This window comes from Lentilactobacillus otakiensis DSM 19908 = JCM 15040 (assembly GCF_001434145.1).
GTDB classification, from domain to species: Bacteria; Bacillota; Bacilli; order Lactobacillales; family Lactobacillaceae; genus Lentilactobacillus; species Lentilactobacillus otakiensis.
In genome coordinates this window covers 124,313-142,815 of sequence record NZ_AZED01000014.1, presented here as the reverse complement: position 1 = coordinate 142,815, position 18,503 = coordinate 124,313, and the positions used below count along the sequence as shown (strand labels likewise).

Sequence of the window (18,503 nt, the reverse complement as noted above, 5' to 3'; positions counted from 1 at the left end):
TTTTTCACCCACGCTTTCCATAAGAATACTTTACCAAATAAGCCCTTAATAGTCTATACCTAAAAGTTTTTGGGATTTGGTTTGTTATAACCATACTGTTCAAAAACTTCTGCACGTAAATCCAACAAGTTGTCATCCATGATTGCTTGTTGAACACGTTTCATGAGGTGAATCAAATAATACAAATTGTGATAGCTGCATAAACGCATACCGAAAGACTCGTCTGTTTTGATCAAATGACGAATGTAGGCCCGCGTATAGTTTCGGCAGGTATAGCAGTTGCATTGATCATCCAATGGGGTAAAGTCACGAGCATACTTGGCATTCTTCACGACTAATCGTCCATGTGAGGTCATGACCGTTCCGTTGCGGGCAATTCGCGTTGGCAGAACACAATCAAACATATCAATTCCCCGAATCACACCATCAATTAATGAATCAGTTGTCCCAACGCCCATTAGGTAACGTGGCTTGTTCTCGGGTAATAACGGTGTAGTTGACTCCAAGATTCGATTCATTTCCTGCTTTGATTCACCAACTGAAAGCCCACCAATTGAATAACCGGGAAAATCAAGGCTTACCAAGTCTTGAGCTGATTGTTTTCTCAAATCTTCAAAACCAGCGCCTTGAACAATTCCAAACAATGCCTGCCAATCAGGATTCTTGTGGGCTTTTAAACCACGTTCTGCCCAACGGCTGGTTCGTTCAACTGATTTCTTGACGTAATCATAGGATTCAAAGAACGGCGGACATTCATCGAGACTCATCATAATGTCGGGGCCGAGATCGTTTTCAATTTGCATTGCTTTTTCAGGTGATAAGAACATCTTCGAACCGTTGATTTCATTTTTGAAGGTTACTCCTTCTTCAGTGATATCACGGTTCTTGGCAAGTGAAAACACTTGAAACCCACCGGAATCAGTCAAAATTCCTTTGTGCCAATTCATAAATTTGTGGAGACCGCCAGCTTCTTTAACAATATCTTCGCCGGGCCGCAGCCACAGGTGATAAGTATTGGCCAAAATGATTGTTGAACCCATTTGATCCAATTCTTCTGGCGCCAACGTTTTGACTGTTGCTTGGGTTCCCACCGGCATAAACATCGGGGTCTTAAAAGTGCCATGGGGCGTAGTGATTTCCCCTAATCGGGCACCAGTGTGCTTCTCTGTTTTGATCAAGCGATAAGTTATCGCTGGTTGCATATAATAATCCTCCTAATGAATGTACATCGCATCGCCAAAACTAAAGAAGCGATACTTTTCGTCAATTGCATGCTGGTAGGCATTTAAAATGTTGTCGCGGCCAGTAAATGATGCAACCAACATGACCAGGGTCGATTTTGGCAAATGGAAATTGGTAATAAATGAATCAACCACTTTCCATTGATATCCCGGCTTAATGAAAATATCTGTCCAGCCAGAATCCGGATGAATCTCACCGTTAAATTTAGTGCCAACTGTTTCCAACGTCCGAATGGAAGTCGTCCCAGTCGCAACAATTTTACCGCCATTTTTGCGAACGGCATTCAAAGTTTCAGCAGATTCTTCGGATAGGCGATAAAATTCGCTATGCATCTTATGGTCTTCAATGTTTTCCTCATCCACGGGTCGAAAAGTTCCTAACCCGACATGAAGTGTCAAATAAACCAAGTGGACACCCTTATCTTCAACCTTTTGCAACAGCTCTTTTGTCCAGTGCAACCCGGCAGTTGGCGCTGCTGCGGAACCCATTTCCTTCGCATAAACTGTTTGGTAACGGTTCGGATCGTCTAATTTTTCTTTGATATACGGTGGCAGTGGGGTTTCTCCAAGTCTTTCGAGGATCTCAATGAAAATGCCGTCATATTTGAATTCGATTTCACGGCCACCATGTTCAAGTTCTTTGGTGACCACGGCCTTCAACTGACCTTCGCCAAAATTGATCACAGTGCCGACTTTGGCTTTTTTGGCAGGTTTCATCAAGGTCTCCCAGCGGTCGCCCTCAATATTATGAAGTAACAAGACTTCCATGTGGCCGCCGGTGTCTTCTTTGACACCATAAATTCTAGCAGGCATCACTTTGGAATCGTTCATCACCAAAGCATCCCCAGGATTCAAGTAGTCGATGATATTGTAAAAATGGCGATCCTGCATATCTCCGGTATCTTTGTCCAAAACCAATAGTCGGGATTCATCACGATCTTTAATTGGCGTTTGGGCAATTAACTCATGAGGAAGATTATAGTCAAAATCTTCAAGGGTATAGTTTGTTTTCAAAATGCTAATTCCTTTCGTCCTTCGGTGGCATCGGATAGCTCAAATGCGCATATCCTTTTGGCGTGACAATTCGACCTCGGGCAGTCCGCTTAATCAAACCAATTTGCAATAAGTATGGCTCATACATTTCGGCAATTGTGTCAGTTTCTTCGCCGATATTGGCTGCTAATGTATTTAAACCAACCGGGCCGCCATCATAATACTTGATCATGGTCTTTAACAACTTAATGTCGGTCGCATCCAAGCCCAAATCATCAACTTTTAACCGTGACAGCGCGTATCTGACAATGTCCAAATCAACACTATCCTTGTCTGAAACCTGTGCGAAATCACGAACCCGTTTTAATAATCGGTTGGCAACTCGCGGCGTTCCGCGGGATCTAAGCGCAATTTCATGGGCGCCTGATTCTTGAATATCAATTTGAAAAATGTCTGCAGTTCGACGAACAATGTCCTCCAAATCGGAAGTCTTGTAGTAGTTCATGTGTTCAACGATGCCAAACCGATCTCTCAGCGGTGCCGACAGCATCCCTGCTTGAGTTGTTGCCCCAATCAATGTGAATGGCGGCAATGGAAAATGGATCGGATGGGCACCGGATCCCTGTCCAACAATAATATCCACAAAGAAATCTTCCATAGCAGAATACAGCATTTCTTCTACCACTTTGGGAAGTCGATGAATTTCATCAATAAACAAGACATCGCCAGGTTGAAGCTCATTTAGAAGTGACAGCAAATCACCTGGTTTATCAATTGCGGGACCACTGGTGGTTCTGATATTGACGCCCATCTCGTTGGCAATCACCATCGCTAAAGTGGTCTTACCAAGGCCAGGAGGCCCATAAAGCAGTACATGGTCTAATGATTCCTCCCGCTGCTTAGCTGCCTTAATATAGACCTTTAATTCGTTTTTAACGTCATCTTGTCCAATGTATTCACGCAAAACTTGGGGACGAAGCGATTTTTCAATGCTGTTCTCATCGGCATCCACATTCTCTGGAGAAACTAGTCGATCATCTTTTTCATTGGCCAATGGATCATCTCCTCATTCCTAGTGCATTAGTAACTTTAATCCTAAACTTAAATATTCATCAGTCGATAAACCGGTCTTTTTCGTAAGGTCCGGTTCAATGCCGTCAATTTGTTTGGCACCATAACCCAGTGCGGCCAGAGCAGACAAGGCATCGGCAAGCTCTGGCGACTTCTCCATCCGAGGATTGTCTTTGGGTAATCCAGGGGTATTCGATGAGATATCATCCAACTTGCCCTGCATATCCAAAATAATCTGGCGAGCCGTTTTCTTGCCAACGCCGGGAAACTTCGTGAGAAATTTGACATCCTCATTATTAATTGCCGAGATTAGGCCATCCCGATCATTACCGGCTAAAATTGCCAAAGCGCTCTTCGGACCAATCCCGGAAACCGAAATTAATTTTTCAAAAATTTGTTTGTCTTCAATTGTCGGAAAACCAAATAGCAAAATTGCGGTATCGCTCACCGATTGATAAATGTAAACTCTGACAACTTTGGTTTCATCAACCTTAAATCGATAGGGATCAGCTGTATTAATTAAATAACCAACGCCACCCACCAACAACACAATGTGAGTCGGTGTAATGTCTACAACCGACCCTTCTAAAAATTCGAACATCAGCTTCTCCTCTTCACTAAAACGTATGTTTGCCTTTAAATTGTACCATATCTCACTTGGTGCTGGGCAACAATCTAAATGATTTCTTCGTCTGTGTGATGAGGATCTTGAATTCGTTTGAACATTTTTTCAATGTCGGCATTGGTAAATTTCACCAAAACTGGTCGACCGTGTGGGCAATTATATGGGTTTTCACATTCGGGCAGACGTTTGAGCAATGCTTTAGCCTGCAGTTCATCCAAATGATGGTTGGCCTTGATCGCCCGCTTACAGCTCATCATAATCGCGGCCTTCTCACGAAAAGCGGCCACTGAGATTTTATGATCGGATAAGATCCAATCAATCATTTCTTTGATCGTATCTTCTTCTTGACCAGCCTTAAACCACATCGGGTGCTCACGGACAATAAAACTATTTTGACCAAATTGTTCCAAGTGAATGCCAAGTTGGTTCAATAAATCCATGTGGTCACTAATCAACAGGAAGTCGGAAGTGGAATAGTCAAGGACGATTGGTACCAACAATTTTTGTTGGTCATCAGATACTTCACCAATCTGTTTGCGATAAAATTCATAGTTAATCCGTTCTTGGGCAGCATGTTGATCCACCAGATACATATTGTCAGCGGTCTCGGCAACTAAATAAGTGCCATGCACCTGACCAATGTAATTCAAATGAGGAAAGCCGGTTTCAACAACCAATTCAGATTGTTCCGGCTTGGTGCTGTTTGGCTCAGGTTCATCGATTGACGTGACTTCACTTTCGAATACCGGAACCGAACTCGGCTCATTTTTAAGCAGTTCATCGAATTGATTGACTTGTTCACTGTCAAGGTCATCCCTTGATTTAACCACCACCGGCGTCACTTCCGGCTGTGAAATAGAAGACATGGATTGCGTATCCACGGCAAACAGCGGTGGATTAGTCGCCACTTGATCGGCAGTCGAGACATTAAATTGTTTGGGCGTTGCCGTGAAAGGCTTCTTGAAATCTCGAGTCGCATCTGGAATCAGCTGCTTTTCGCGCAGCATATCATAGATTGCGTCGGAAATCAGTTTGCCAATCATTGGTTCGTCACTAATTCGGACTTCCTGTTTGGTTGGATGCACATTCACATCAATCAAAGCTGGATCAGCATCAATTTTAATCACCGCAATTGGAAAACGGCCAATCATGAGCTTGGAACCGTAACCAGCAATGACAGCCTTGGTTAATGGGAAATTGCGGATGAACCGACCATTCAAAATCAGCGAAATATAATTGCGGCTGGATCGGGTCAATTCAGGCAAGCTCACATAGCCGCTAACCTTGATATCCAGGTCTTTACCTTTGATTGGCTGCATTTTAGAGACGGTTTTAACACCATAGATGGCTCCCAGAACTTGCAGCAAATCACCCCGGCCTGAAGTCCTCAACAGTTCACGGCCATTACTGATAAATGAAAAGGCAATTTCAGGATGGCTTAAAGCAAGCCGGTTAACAATATCGGATATTTTAGCTAATTCCGTATTTGGTGAACTCAAATATTTCAATCGGGCTGGTGTGTTATAGAAGAGCGAAGCCACTTCAACGGTGGTTCCCTTCCGTGATTCGGATGCCTTTTGGCCAACCAGTTTGCCACCTTTATATTCAACTTCAGTGCCGATGGCGCCAGTTGAAGTTTTCATCCGCACATTGGCAACTGAACTGATACTAGGAAGTGCTTCGCCACGAAATCCCAACGTCCGAACGCGAAATAAATCCCGCTGCTCAGAAATCTTACTGGTGGCGTGACGCAAGAAAGCAGTCTGAACTTGGGAAGCGTCAATCCCGTTACCGTCATCCACCACCCGAATCAATTTCAGGCCAGAATTCTCTACAGTGACGTCAATTTCAGAACTCTGTGCATCTATTGAATTTTCAACTAATTCTTTGACCACCGATGCCGGCCGTTCAACAACTTCACCGGCAGCAATTTGGTTAGAAAGGATTGTTGGTAGCTTATGAATTTCGTTCAAATCAATCACCTTAATCTCCATTTATCTTCTGCTGCCATTTGTATACTTGATTCATAATTTGCATTGGTGTCTCGGACATCAAATCTAATTTCTTTAATTGTGACACAACTTCGGCTTGTTTATCATCAATTTGCTCAAGCGGAAATAGCGAGGTCTGCTGCTCAGCTTCCTGTGGAACCACTTCTTTGGGCGTAGAAGGCTTTTGATGCTGTTCCTCAGCCTGTTGTTCCAAGTGGGTCAAAATGTCGTTAGCACGGTGTAAAAGGCCATCAGGTAGACCAGCCAGCTTTGCAACATGGATCCCGTATGACTTATCTGCGGGTCCCGGTTGGATCTTATGCAAGAAGACCAGTTCACCGTTAGACTCAGTCGCCCCAACATGAACGTTCTGCAGGCGTTTGAGAGACTCATCCAAGACAGTCAGTTCGTGATAATGGGTGGAAAAGAGTGTCTTGGCACCGATATTATTATGAACATACTCAATAATTGCCTGGGCTAAAGCCATTCCATCGTAAGTGGCAGTTCCACGACCAATTTCATCAAATAAGATCAGACTGTTTGGCGTTGCATTCTCAATGGCATCGTTGGCTTCCTTCATTTCAACCATGAAAGTACTCTGGCCGGAAATTAAATCGTCGGCAGCGCCAATTCGAGTGAATATTTTGTCAAACACCGGCAGCTTAGCTTCTTTAGCGGGGACAAAACAACCCATCTGATTCATGATGACACACAAGGCCATCTGGCGCATGTAGGTACTTTTACCGGACATGTTGGGACCCGTGATCAGCAAGATACTGGTATCTTCACCCAAATTAACATCGTTAGGAACGTATTGTTGGTGTCCCAAAACTTTTTCAACAACCGGATGTCGCCCATCCTTAACATCAACAACGTGTTTGGTGGTCAGCGTTGGTCGCACAAATCGGTATTCTTCACTGACAGCTGCAAAACTCTGCAAAACATCAATGGATGCCACAGAATCGGCCAAGTCTTGAATTCGCTTGATCGATTTCTTAATATCATCACGAATTTTAACAAATAGCTTATATTCCAACGTCTTACTTTGTTCCTGGGCTTCCAGAATCAGAGCTTCCTTTTCCTTCAATTCAGGCGTCGAGAACCGTTCTGCATTGGCCAAAGTCTGCTTGCGTTGATAACGGTTTGCAGGGATCTTATCCAAATTGACTTTAGTGACTTCGATGTAATAACCAAAGACGTGGTTAAAGCCCACCTTCAGATTATTGATCCCGGTCACTTTTCTTTCCTTGACCTCTAATTCAGCCAACCATTTTTGACCGTTATTGGTGGCATCACGATACCTATCTAATTGCTCATCGTGGCCGTCCTTGATCACGCCACCATCAGTGACTGAAATTGGCGGTTCCTCGACAATTGCGGAATCAATTTCATCCACAATATCATCGAGGGGGACCAGGTTTTTGAGCATTTCTTCAAAACTTTTATCTGCAATCTGTTCCAAAATGTATTTGATCTTGGGAACCTGTTTTAAGGAGGTCTTTAATTGGATCAAATCACGCCCATTAACACTGCCAAAAGCAATTCGACCGGCTAGACGCTCCAAATCATAGACTTTGATTAACTCGTCCTGCAGCTGGTTGCGTTCAAAATAATGTTCCAGTAAAACCCCCACCGCATCATGACGTTTATTGATCATATTGCGATTAACTAAGGGGCGTTCAATCCATTGTTTAAGTTTCCGGCCACCCATTGCAGTTTTGGTTTGGTCCAATAGCCACAACAAAGTCCCGGCCTTTTTACCAGTTCGGATGTTTCTGATCAATTCCAAATTATATTGAGAATTATGGTCAAGTTCCAAGAAGTCCGACGGCTCGTACACCACCGCCCGCTTTAAATGCTGAAGGCTACGCTTTTGAGTCTCCTGAATATAATCCAATAGAAGTTTCAAAACCCGCTTCATCAATTCATCATCAACATCTTGACTCAAATAACTGACCGAAGAGTTGACCGGTAAATCTGATTGATTCGAAATCAGAATCCCTAACTTCTTAACGGTTTCTTGAATGCTCTGTGGCAGATCTTTGGCAACAACAATTTCTTTGGTCTGCAAAGAAACCAGCTCATTAACAAATTCCGCTTGAGTGGTTAATTTGGCAACTTTAAGTTCACCAGTTGATAAATCAGCATACGAAAATGCGAATTCCTGATTGTCGCTATCATAGACCACGGCAGTTAAATAATTGTTCGTCTTGGCATTTTCACTGCCGACATCCACTTGAGTTCCGGGGGTGACCAGCTGAATCACTTCTCGTTTGACCATTCCTTTAGCCAATCGTGGATCTTCCATCTGCTCACAAATAGCGACCTTATATCCCTGGTCAACTAAGATGTCAATATAGTTTTGAACCGCTTTGTGGGGCACCCCACACATTGGAACCGGATTATCCGCATTCCGACTGCGATTTGTTAAGGTTAATTCCAATAATTGTGACCCCTTGATGGCATCTTCGTTGAACATCTCGTAAAAGTCGCCGAGACGGTAGAACAAAAACGCATCAGGATACTGATCCTTGATTTTTTGATACTGTACCATCATTGGAGTTAATTCTTTTTTTGCCAACTGAAAGTCCCCTTAAATTCCAACTGAATTTTGCTTCAGCATATCATGCATTGCACAAAATATTTTTAAATTTGATCGTCAGTCATCGATACCGTTTCAATATGGGTGGCATGACCTGTTTTATCATCAATATCAATGAAGCAGCCTGAAATGATTCCACGGCCGGTTTCCATCACTTTGAACCTGGCAGGACGCTGATTCAAGAAACGTTGGATCACGCTCTCCGGCTGCATTCCCAGCATGCCATCTGCAGGTCCCGTCATGCCGGCATCGGTTAAGAATGCGGTCTTCCCTTCAAGAATGCGGGCGTCGTTGGTTTGCACATGGGTATGGGTACCGACAACTGCAGAAATCCGACCATCCAAATATCGGGCCATAGCCAATTTTTCACTCGTCGCTTCGGCATGGAAATCCATGAAAATACAATTGGTGGTTTTGCTGATTTTGTCAACCAGTTCATCTGCCAATGCAAACGGATCATCAAGGTTGTCCATGAAAACTCGGCCTTGAAAATTCATGACTGCCAGCTGTTTGCCATTGACATTTACCATGGTGTATCCCTTACCAGGAGTCGTCCGTCGCGGAAAATTGTATGGTCGAATGAGGCGCTTCGTATCGTCGATGAAGTCTAAAATTTCATTATTACTCCAAGCATGATTACCAAGGGTGACCACGTCAACCCCATCACTCATCAATTGCTTATAGATACTCAAAGTAATTCCACGACCCATTGCCGTCGCATTTTCACCATTTACAATGGTTACCTGGGGTTTGATCTCCTGTTTGAGCTTTGGTAGGTAATCACCAATCATTGAAACGCCTTTGTCGCCAACGACATCGCCGATAAAAAGAATTCGCATTTATTTTTCCTCGATACTTTCTAATTTATATAAAATAATTCTAACATTTATAAAAGAAAAAAGACCAGAGACTCTGATCTTTTATCTTGCGTATTCGACTGAACGAACTTCCCTAATAACCGTTACTTTAATGTGACCAGGGTACTTCATTTCAGTTTCAATCTTTTGTTTGATCTGACGGGCAAGCACAATCGCTTGCGTATCCGTTATATCTTCGGGCTTTGCAATTACTCGGATCTCTCGACCGGCTTGAATTGCGTAACTCTTTTGTACTTCGTTAAAGCTGTCAGTGATCTTCTCAAGACTATCAAGGCGATGAACAAAGCTTTCAAGTGATTCACTGTGTGCACCAGGACGCGAAATCGCAATCTTTTCAGCAACAGCAACCAATTCAGAAATAATCGTTTCTGGACTGTGACCTTCTTCATACCCCTTAATAGCATCGATAACAACAGGACTCTCATGATACTTCTTGGCATAATCAACACCAACTTGTACATGCGATCCCTCAACACCATTATTCGCAGCTTTACCGATATCGTGTAATAATCCTGCGCGTTTAGCTAAAGTAACATCCTCACCTAATTCTGCTGCAAAAGCACCTGCCAACTTGGCAACCTCAATCGAGTGACTCAACAAATTCTGTCCATGATCAATCTTAAAGTTAAGTTGCCCAACTAATTTGATCATATCTGGACTCATGGAATGAATACCAAGATCGAACAAGGTCTCTTCACCAATTTCTTGGATCCGTTCGTCAAGCTCTTTACGGCTCTTTTCGACCATTTCTTCAATCCGTGCCGGATGGATTCGGCCATCTTTGATTAACTTTTCAAGTGTCATTTTGGCAACTTCTCTCCGAATTGGATCAAAGCCGCTCAGTACAACTGCTTGTGGCGTATCATCAATGATTAAGTCAATTCCAGTCAAAGTTTCAAAGGTTCGAATATTTCGGCCTTCACGACCAATAATTCGACCTTTCATATCTTCATTCGGAAGACTGACAACGGAAACGGTTGTCTCTGAGACAACGTCCGCTGAGCTTTGTTGAATTGCTTCAATTATCAGATTCTTAGCATTTTCATCGGCTTCAGTCTGGGCTTGATAGTAACTTTCTTTTACCATCCGTGCCTTTTCGTCAGCTAATTTCTCGCTAGTTTCTTTTAAAATCAGGTCCCGAGCTTCTTCTTGAGTTAAAGCGGCAACTTTCTCAACTTCAGCTTGGCGTTTTGCGATAAGTGAGTTTGCTTCTTCTTGTTGTGTAACTAAATTCTGTTGTTCACGATTAATCTTCTGCTCTTTTCTGTTCAGTGAGCTTTCTCTACGTTCGAAAGCACTGTCTTTACGGTCAAGAGCCTCTTCACGCTGCAACAAACGATCCTCTTGCTTTTGAATCTCCGCACGTCGAGTCTTCAGTTCTTTTTCAACTGATGAGCGATAACGATGATTCTTCTCCTGAGCTGATAAGGTCGCTTCTTTCACGACAGTTTCAGCCTTTTTCTTAGCTTCTGCCAAAATATTCTTGGCAGACCCATTAGCGGAGTCAAGATCTTTCTCGTGGATCTTCTTTTGTGCAGACTTGCCGATTACAAAGCTTAAAATACCAACAAAACCAACAACAATTATAGCGATGATTGCGAGGATTATCCCAGCCATGGTCATGGCTTTTCACCTCCAAATCATCAAAAAATGATTATTTGTAAACCAGTTAATAGATGTTATTTGATTATTGACACAATTCTTATTTTAATGTTTGTTAACACTAGTGTCAATCATCTTTGCGTGCCGCAGAATTGCATTTGTATATAACAAGATTTTTTCTGGAAACAAATTTGTTTCAGAATGTTTCACAAATGCCGATAGTCCGGTGTTCAACCTACAAAAAATGAGCATTCGATTGAATGCCCATTTAGAAAATCTATTTACATTTGGTACAACCAAATTATTTTCCGATATCAAGATCAATGCTGTCAACCTTGGTTTCTTTGGCAGAACCAGAGGCAGATTCCTTCTTAGAATCCTTTTTATCGGTTTTTTTGTCTGCTTTCTTGTCGCTGCTCTTTTTGCTGGTATCTGATTTATCTGGTTCGGTATCGTCTGGAATATCATATGCATCACGAACTTTCTTCATGATTTCATCATACATATCCTTGTGCTCTTCCAGATAAGTCTTGGCATTTTCACGGCCTTGGCCAATTCGTTCCTCACCATATGAATACCATGAACCAGATTTATCGATAATGTCCTTATCTACGGCCATATCAACCAATTCACCGGATTGAGAAATTCCCTTACCGTACATGATATCAACTTCAGCACGCTTGAATGGCGGTGCAACCTTATTCTTAACAACTTTGATTCGAACTCGGTTACCAATGATATTCGTCCCGTCCTTAATCTGTTCGGCCCGACGAATCTCTAATCGAATTGTGGCATAGAACTTCAGTGCCCGACCACCAGGAGTGGTTTCTGGGTTACCAAACATCACACCAACTTTTTCACGAATCTGGTTGATAAAGATCGCAATCGTTTTGGTTTTGCTAATTGTACCCGATAATTTCCGCAGTGCTTGTGACATCAAACGAGCCTGAAGACCCACGTGGGCATCTCCCATTTCGCCTTCAATTTCGGCACGGGGAACTAATGCGGCAACTGAGTCAATGACCACAATGTCAATTGCACCACTGGTAACCAGTGCGTCGGTAATTTGCAGCCCCTGTTCACCTGTATCAGGTTGCGACAATAGCAAATCATCAATATTAACACCAAGATGGGTTGCATAAACGGGATCCAATGCGTTTTCAGCATCGATGTAGGCAGCTGTACCGCCACGCTTTTGAACTTCGGCAACTGCATGTAAAGCAACGGTCGTCTTACCTGAACTTTCAGGACCATACACTTCCACGATTCTGCCTCGTGGGTAGCCACCTACTCCTAATGCATCATCTAACGCCAGTGAGCCTGATGGAATCGTTGAAATTTGAGTATCGGCTTTGTCGCCCATTCTCATGATGGATCCCTTACCAAATTCTTTTTCAATATTTTTTAAGGCTTTATCTAAAGCTACTTTTCTTTGGTCAGCCATTAAATTCCTCCCACTATCCTAAACGGAAAAGTTTACTAATTAACTATACTAATGATTTTCCAAAAAAGCAATCAAAATGCGAACAAAAGTTCGACTTATTTCTAGTTTTTATGAATCATATCCAAAGCCATCTGCAATCCGGCCTGAACCGACGCAGCTCTGATGTCGTTGCGTTCGCCTTTGAATTGGAATTTCTTGGCGTATGTGTGCTGCGTCCCATAAGCAATGCCAATCCACACGGTTCCGGCTGGATCCCCTTCAAGGGTGTCTGGCCCGGCAACGCCCGTAAATGACACTCCCAGGTCCTTATCCATAATACTTCTGGCTTGATTGGCCATCCAAATCGCTGTCTGTTCGCTGACAACGCCGTTTTCTTCAATCACTTCATGTGGAATATGCAGCAGTTGTTCCTTCACCTGATTTGAGTATGTGACAAATCCCCCCTCAAAAACTTCTGAAACTCCAGGCACATTACCGAGAGTGCTTTGAAATTCACCTGCTGTCAAGCTCTCTGCAGCAGTGATCGTAATGTGTCGGGATAAAAGTTCATTTACTAATGTTTCTTCTAGTGTCATCTTGACTGCTCCCTCTATGTTTTAACTACGGTAAATACACATAATAGTTTCTTTTTTTCTTTGCTCAGACAGAAATACCGGAAGACTCATTTTCATGAACCTTCCGGCAGCTGTACTTAAAATGAATCTGAAAATACTGAACGATTTTTGATAAAGTAGTCCGCACCTGAGTAGATTGTAAAGAATAAGCAGGTGTATAGCAAAATCATTCCCATTGGAATGTTGATTGCATCAAACAAAACATTATTCAAAAACAACAAGATAATCGCCAACATTTGGGTCGTGGTCTTGATTTTGCCAGGCCATGCCGCAGCGATAACTTGGCCTTCGTTTTCGACAATGATTAATCGTAATCCAGTCACGGCCAGCTCGCGACAGACAATAATTGCGGCAACCCAAGCTGGAACATCGCCTAATCCAACTAAAAATAGGAAAGCTGTCATCACCAGCATTTTGTCAGCCAGCGGATCAGCAAATTTGCCGAAGTTGGTCACTAAATGATTTCTGCGAGCAATTTGCCCATCTAGAAAATCGGTTAGAGATGCCACCACAAATATCACTGTCGCAATTAGCCTGGTCATGCTAATCGACGTCCCAGCCCAAACGACATCGCCATGAAAAATCGGCACAGCCAGAATCAGAATGAAAAACGGGATTAGGATAATTCGAAACATCGTTAATTTATTAGGTAAATTCATGTTCAACCTCCAGCTGACTAGTAACCATTGGTGGTGCCGGTATTACTGTTATCCGTACCAGTACTGCCAGTTGTGTCATTAGTCGTCCCTGTCGTACCAGTTGTGCCAGTAGTTCCTGTGGTTGAGGATGTCCCAGTGGTTCCGGTTGTAGATGATGTGGTTGTTGACGAACCAGTTGTGGTTGAACTTGAGCTTGAAGAAGCCGAAGAACTTGATTTGCCGAACTGAAGGGTTACGACACGCACCTGAGTCGAGCCGCCGTTAAGTGGGGCTGCCAAAGTTAATTTCTTACCACCGACTGTAATCTGGGTTGCTTGCGCATTTCCAGTATTGATGGTAACTGTACTGGTTGTACTTGGAAGCGAAATTGTGTGTGAATTGCCACCCGTCAAGGAAGCTTGCCACAACGAAGTCCCATCAGCGGATACAGATGTCCAAGCGCTGCCAGTTCCGGTTGCTGCAATCTTCAATGGTGTCTTACCAGAAGTCCCGGTTACCTGATAAGTAATATTACTGCCTGAAGCAGTCACTTTCTTGAAAGTAATCCCTTTAGTCTTTTTAGGTGATTTGGCTTTCTTAGTGCTGGATGACTTTGAACTGCTTGATTTGTCGCCAGAAACAGACACTTTGCTGGTCTCAATCTGAGTCTTTGCAGTGTTTCGGGTGCTTCTAGCTGCAGCAACCCAAATGGCAATCAAAATGATTAAGACAACCACAGAAACTGAAATAATCGGAATATATCGTTTCAGCTTATCATTACGCTCTTCAACTTTGCGTTGTGCCGAACGAGTTTCCGGATTATCACTATTCACCCTGTCAACATACTCAGGATCTTCAGTGTCTGGCAATTTGGTGTCAAACTGGCTCAACAGCTCACTGCCGTCCAAGCCGACCGAATCAGCATATTGCTTCACAAAAGCCCGGACATAAAATTCCCCGGGGAGCGCATCAAAGTCATTATCTTCAATAGCAATCAAATAACGTTTTTGAATTTTAGTGTTCTTTTGTAAATCATCTAATGTATAGCCCTTTGCTACTCGGGCGTCATGCAGCTTTTGTCCAATTGTTAAATTATCTTTTTCGTCGCTCATACTCATTCTCCATTGAATTTTTTATATTCTCTATAAAGTATATCATAAGGTAAACCGCAATTATTTTAAGTAATTCATAAAGTCAGTATTATGAATCGATTGGAAATTGTTGACGATTTTGAATCATGACTGATTGAACAGTTGCATGTGCTAAAAAGCTGTCCGCAATCGTTGCCACATCTGTCAAAGTCATCGATTTCAATATCTCGACTTCATCATATATTGTAACAGGTTCCCCTAAGAACCCGTCAAATTGGCCACTAATTGCCTCTTCTGAATCCATCATCTCAATGTAATTACCGAACAATTCATTCTTCTGCAATTGAAATTCTGCAGCCAGGTCATTAATTTTGTTAGGAATCTCTGCGATAATCTGTTTAAGCCGCTGAATTAATTCTGACGGTTTTGCAGTATCACAACTAATGACTGCAAAGTGAAAGCCCCGTTCATTTTCAAACTCCCATGAAAACGAGTCGTCAATGATTTCATCATGATATAGTTTATCATACTCGACGGCGTTTTCACTTAGAAACAAGTCAAACATGATAGATATTGCGATTTCGTACTTCAAGCCTTCACGACCAACAGGAACTGGGTCATTACCCCGGAGTCCTAAGGCTACTTTGGGCCGTGAAACGTCCATTTCAACATGTTTGATTGTTTCAGAAGAGGTCTGTGGTAAGACCATTAGTCTTTTGACCTCAACGGGAACAGGCGCATCCTTATGTGCCTGGTTTGCCTCAATCCACCCCAATGTTTCATCAGGATCCAGTTTGCCTGTAATAAACAAGCTCATGTTCTCGGGACGATAAAAGGTCCGGTAGGCCAATTCAACGTCGTCAAGAGAAATTTTGTCCACTGAGGCGACATCTCCGGCGATGTCATTTGCCAACACTGAGTTGGGGTAAAGACTGGCAATCGTTTCAAAATAGCCCTGGTTGTCAGGGTCGTTTTTGTACATATTAATTTCCTGGTCAATAATGCCTTTTTCTCGCTGAACCTTTTCTTTGGTGAAATATGGAATCTGGACAAAGTTTAACAAAATATCCAAATTCTCTTTGAGTGATTCTGCGGTCGAAAATAGGTAATTGGTTTTGGTAAAACTGGTGAACGCATTCGAACGGGCACCGGTTTTATTGAACAGTTCGAAAACGTCATAATCTTTTTTATCGAACATTTTGTGTTCTAGAAAATGAGCAATTCCAGCAGGCTGAACAACTTTTTCGCCGTTCAGCATAAATGCGCTGTCAACCGAACCATAGTTAACCCCAAGGACTGCGGTCGTTTTATTAAAGCCGGCTTTAGGCTGGAGATAAACTGTCAAACCATTGGCAAGGGTCTGTACGTATAACTTTTCACCATAATTCGGATAGTCAATTAATTCCATCTTTAATGCCCCCTACTGTTCAACTGATAGATCGCCCTTAATGACATCTGCTTGGCCACTGCGGAAATTTGGCTACGGGTGACATTGGCAACTTGAGTTTCCCAATCAGAGTCACTTAAACTAAATCCCATGATTTGTTGAATATACTGTTTTTCAATCAGTGAGCCCAAGTGGTCGGCTTCGGAACGATGTTGGTTAATCAAAGCATGCTTGACACCATCCAGCAATTCATCTGAATAATGTCCATCAACCATCTGTTGCAATTGATCGGCAACCATCTGCGTCACCTGCTCTTCATTCTGAAAATCGATTCCGGCCTGAACTGAGTCCATTCCCACCAGTGAATTGTAACTGCTGTGAATGTCATAGGCTAAACTGTGCTTTTCACGGACATTTGTAAATAGCAAAGATCTACTTGAACCACCAAATAATTGATTAAAAATCACAGCGGGGAAGTAATCTTCATCGCCAAAATAGATTGGCAGTTCATAAGCAATGCTTAAGACAGATTGAGACCCTTCAATGTTTTTAGCACCGCGCTGTACCTCAGCGATGGGAGCCGGATGAACCCGAAGCTGGTAATCAGCTGGGGTTCGATCATTAAACGATTCGAATTGTTTGAATCCTTTGAGAACATCAGCTTCAGGCAAATCACCACCAACTAAAATCGAAATTTTAGCAGTCGCCAAGACGTGTCGATAGAAGGTATACAATTCTGGAGATGAAATCTGCCCCATCTCCTGCTGGTTTCCCATTAAAAAGTCCCCATGGTCTGGATCATTTGGGTAGTACAAACGTTGTAATTCAAGGGTCGAGAAAAATTCTTTGTTGTCCTGAATAGAATCCAGATAATTAACCATATTACTTTGATGAATGCGGAAATATTCTTGATCAAATTGATCACCATCAACAAATGGATCCTCAATCATTTCCTTCAGAAACGCTAAGACCTCGTTGGTTAATTCACTTTTGGGAGGCAAATATTTGTCATTCGGAAAAGTAATCGAAACTTGAAGTGTATGTTGATTTCCATACCGCAAAACGGTGACGCCAAAGCTTGCCCCATACATCTTGGAGAGTTGGCGGGAAACCAGCAGCTCACTGTTATATTGAGCTGAACAATTTTCAAGTAGTTCAGCTAGCAGCGCCAGCTTGGCATAATTCTGATGTTGAGCCGGAAAAGTAAAGTTGATTACTATTTTAGTATTCTTAAATTTGGTTGTCGGGATCGTCGTCAAGCGAATCCCTTTTGCAATCTCGTATTTCACTGAGTTTCCTCCTCAATTAGTCACAAATTTTATCATAAAATAAAATCATTAAAATCTCAATATAATCCGGGAATAATAAGGAAAAATAGAGATTTGTTTCCCACTTTGCGCCCACCAAAAACTTCAAATAAAAAAACTCTCAAATTCAGTGAGAGTTTTCAAAAAAATTATTTAGCATTTTTCATTAAAGGACTATCTCGATCGGTTCCAAACCACTTCATGTTAATTTTGTGAAGTTCACCATTTTTAGCCAATCGGTTTAAACCTTGGTCAATCTTTTTCTTCAAAACGGTGTCACCTTTTCGCATACCAACACCATATTGCTCCTTAGGAAATTCACTTGGAACCGAAGTAAAGCTTGATTGGTTGGATTGATGCTCCAAATAATAACCGGCATAAATGCTATCAATTAAGAGCCCCTGAATTCGATTGGCATTCAAATCGATAAATGCATCGGTAAATGTATCATACAAAATCGGTTCATGGCCCTTAATCCGATCTTTAAGGAGCTTTGGCTGGTTATCAATATCCATCGCACCGGCCGAACCATTTTGAACGCCGGCGACCTTCCCCTTCATGTCGGCAAAACTCTTAATATGCTGACTCTTTTTAGAAACCAACACTTGGTCGTTAATGAGATAAGGTTCGCTGAACGTAATTTTCTTAGCTCTTTGGGGATTAACTGAAAAACCATTCCAAATCAAATCGATAGTGCCATTTCTCAACTCAGTGACGTTCATGGACCAGTCAATTGGCTGGAAATCGACTTTAATACCATATTGCTTGAATACTGCTCGAGCAAGGTCAACATCATACCCGACAATTTTACCGCTTTTGGTTTGAAAACCCATTGGCACAAAACTGTCATCCAGACCGACGACAATCTTTTTTTGTTTAGAAACAGTCGACCATGTGTCAGGATTTTCTTGAGAGCCCTGACGGCTGACGTACCGCACGCCGCATCCCGAAAGGCCAATTGTTACCAGTAGGAGACTGGCAATCAATAATAAACGTTTAAATGATTTTAACATTTTACC

The 18,503-nt window shown here is 42.5% G+C and carries 15 protein-coding genes; all 15 read right to left on the bottom strand.

Annotated elements, in window-relative coordinates; all coding sequences use genetic code 11:
- Positions 1-59 precede the first annotated feature (59 nt).
- The 15 genes from tgt to FD05_RS08140 all read right to left on the bottom strand — a co-directional run bounded on the left by tgt (position 60) and on the right by FD05_RS08140 (position 18,497).
- Complete coding sequence (gene tgt, locus FD05_RS08210; protein ID WP_020280425.1) at positions 60-1,202, bottom strand: tRNA guanosine(34) transglycosylase Tgt; 1,143 nt, start codon at positions 1,200-1,202, stop codon at positions 60-62.
- Between the two features lie 12 nt (positions 1,203-1,214).
- The gene (gene queA, locus FD05_RS08205; RefSeq protein ID WP_020280426.1) at positions 1,215-2,255 is read right to left on the bottom strand and encodes a tRNA preQ1(34) S-adenosylmethionine ribosyltransferase-isomerase QueA; all 1,041 of its coding nucleotides are present in this window, start codon (positions 2,253-2,255) and stop codon (positions 1,215-1,217) included.
- A 4-nt stretch (positions 2,256-2,259) separates the two neighbouring features.
- Complete coding sequence (ruvB, locus tag FD05_RS08200) at positions 2,260-3,288, bottom strand: Holliday junction branch migration DNA helicase RuvB (protein WP_020280427.1); 1,029 nt, start codon at positions 3,286-3,288, stop codon at positions 2,260-2,262.
- Between the two features lie 18 nt (positions 3,289-3,306).
- The gene (ruvA, locus tag FD05_RS08195) at positions 3,307-3,906 is read right to left on the bottom strand and encodes a Holliday junction branch migration protein RuvA (protein WP_020280428.1); all 600 of its coding nucleotides are present in this window, start codon (positions 3,904-3,906) and stop codon (positions 3,307-3,309) included.
- Positions 3,907-3,980: 74 nt separating this feature from the next.
- The gene (gene mutL / locus FD05_RS08190) at positions 3,981-5,912 is read right to left on the bottom strand and encodes a DNA mismatch repair endonuclease MutL (protein ID WP_039932490.1); all 1,932 of its coding nucleotides are present in this window, start codon (positions 5,910-5,912) and stop codon (positions 3,981-3,983) included.
- A 1-nt stretch (position 5,913) separates the two neighbouring features.
- A complete protein-coding gene (mutS, locus tag FD05_RS08185) occupies positions 5,914-8,502 on the bottom strand; it encodes a DNA mismatch repair protein MutS (RefSeq protein ID WP_020280430.1) in 2,589 nt (862 codons plus the stop codon).
- 65 nt (positions 8,503-8,567) lie between these two features.
- On the bottom strand, positions 8,568-9,362 hold the full coding sequence (locus FD05_RS08180) for a TIGR00282 family metallophosphoesterase (protein WP_020280431.1): 795 nt from the start codon (positions 9,360-9,362) through the stop codon (positions 8,568-8,570).
- Positions 9,363-9,443: 81 nt separating this feature from the next.
- Complete coding sequence (gene rny, locus FD05_RS08175; RefSeq protein ID WP_020280432.1) at positions 9,444-11,024, bottom strand: ribonuclease Y; 1,581 nt, start codon at positions 11,022-11,024, stop codon at positions 9,444-9,446.
- Positions 11,025-11,304: 280 nt separating this feature from the next.
- Positions 11,305-12,447 carry a recombinase RecA gene (gene recA, locus FD05_RS08170; RefSeq protein ID WP_020280433.1) on the bottom strand — a complete coding sequence of 381 codons (1,143 nt, stop codon included), beginning with the start codon at positions 12,445-12,447 and terminating at the stop codon, positions 11,305-11,307.
- Between the two features lie 101 nt (positions 12,448-12,548).
- Positions 12,549-13,022 (bottom strand): CinA family protein, encoded by a 474-nt coding sequence (locus FD05_RS08165; RefSeq protein ID WP_020280434.1) that lies wholly within the window; start codon positions 13,020-13,022, stop codon positions 12,549-12,551.
- A gap of 116 nt (positions 13,023-13,138) precedes the next feature.
- Complete coding sequence (gene pgsA / locus FD05_RS08160; RefSeq protein WP_020280435.1) at positions 13,139-13,720, bottom strand: CDP-diacylglycerol--glycerol-3-phosphate 3-phosphatidyltransferase; 582 nt, start codon at positions 13,718-13,720, stop codon at positions 13,139-13,141.
- 17 nt (positions 13,721-13,737) lie between these two features.
- Positions 13,738-14,811, bottom strand: a complete 1,074-nt coding sequence (locus FD05_RS08155; RefSeq protein WP_020280436.1) for a helix-turn-helix domain-containing protein — start codon at positions 14,809-14,811, stop codon at positions 13,738-13,740.
- A gap of 88 nt (positions 14,812-14,899) precedes the next feature.
- Entirely contained in the window at positions 14,900-16,198 is a 1,299-nt protein-coding gene (yfmH, locus tag FD05_RS08150; protein ID WP_020280437.1) for an EF-P 5-aminopentanol modification-associated protein YfmH, read from the bottom strand.
- Between the two features lie 2 nt (positions 16,199-16,200).
- Positions 16,201-17,466 carry an EF-P 5-aminopentanol modification-associated protein YfmF gene (gene yfmF / locus FD05_RS08145; RefSeq protein WP_020280438.1) on the bottom strand — a complete coding sequence of 422 codons (1,266 nt, stop codon included), beginning with the start codon at positions 17,464-17,466 and terminating at the stop codon, positions 16,201-16,203.
- Positions 17,467-17,633: 167 nt separating this feature from the next.
- Positions 17,634-18,497, bottom strand: coding sequence for an amino acid ABC transporter substrate-binding protein (locus FD05_RS08140; RefSeq protein ID WP_020280439.1), 864 nt, complete (start codon positions 18,495-18,497; stop codon positions 17,634-17,636).
- Between the last annotated feature and the right edge of the window lie 6 nt (positions 18,498-18,503).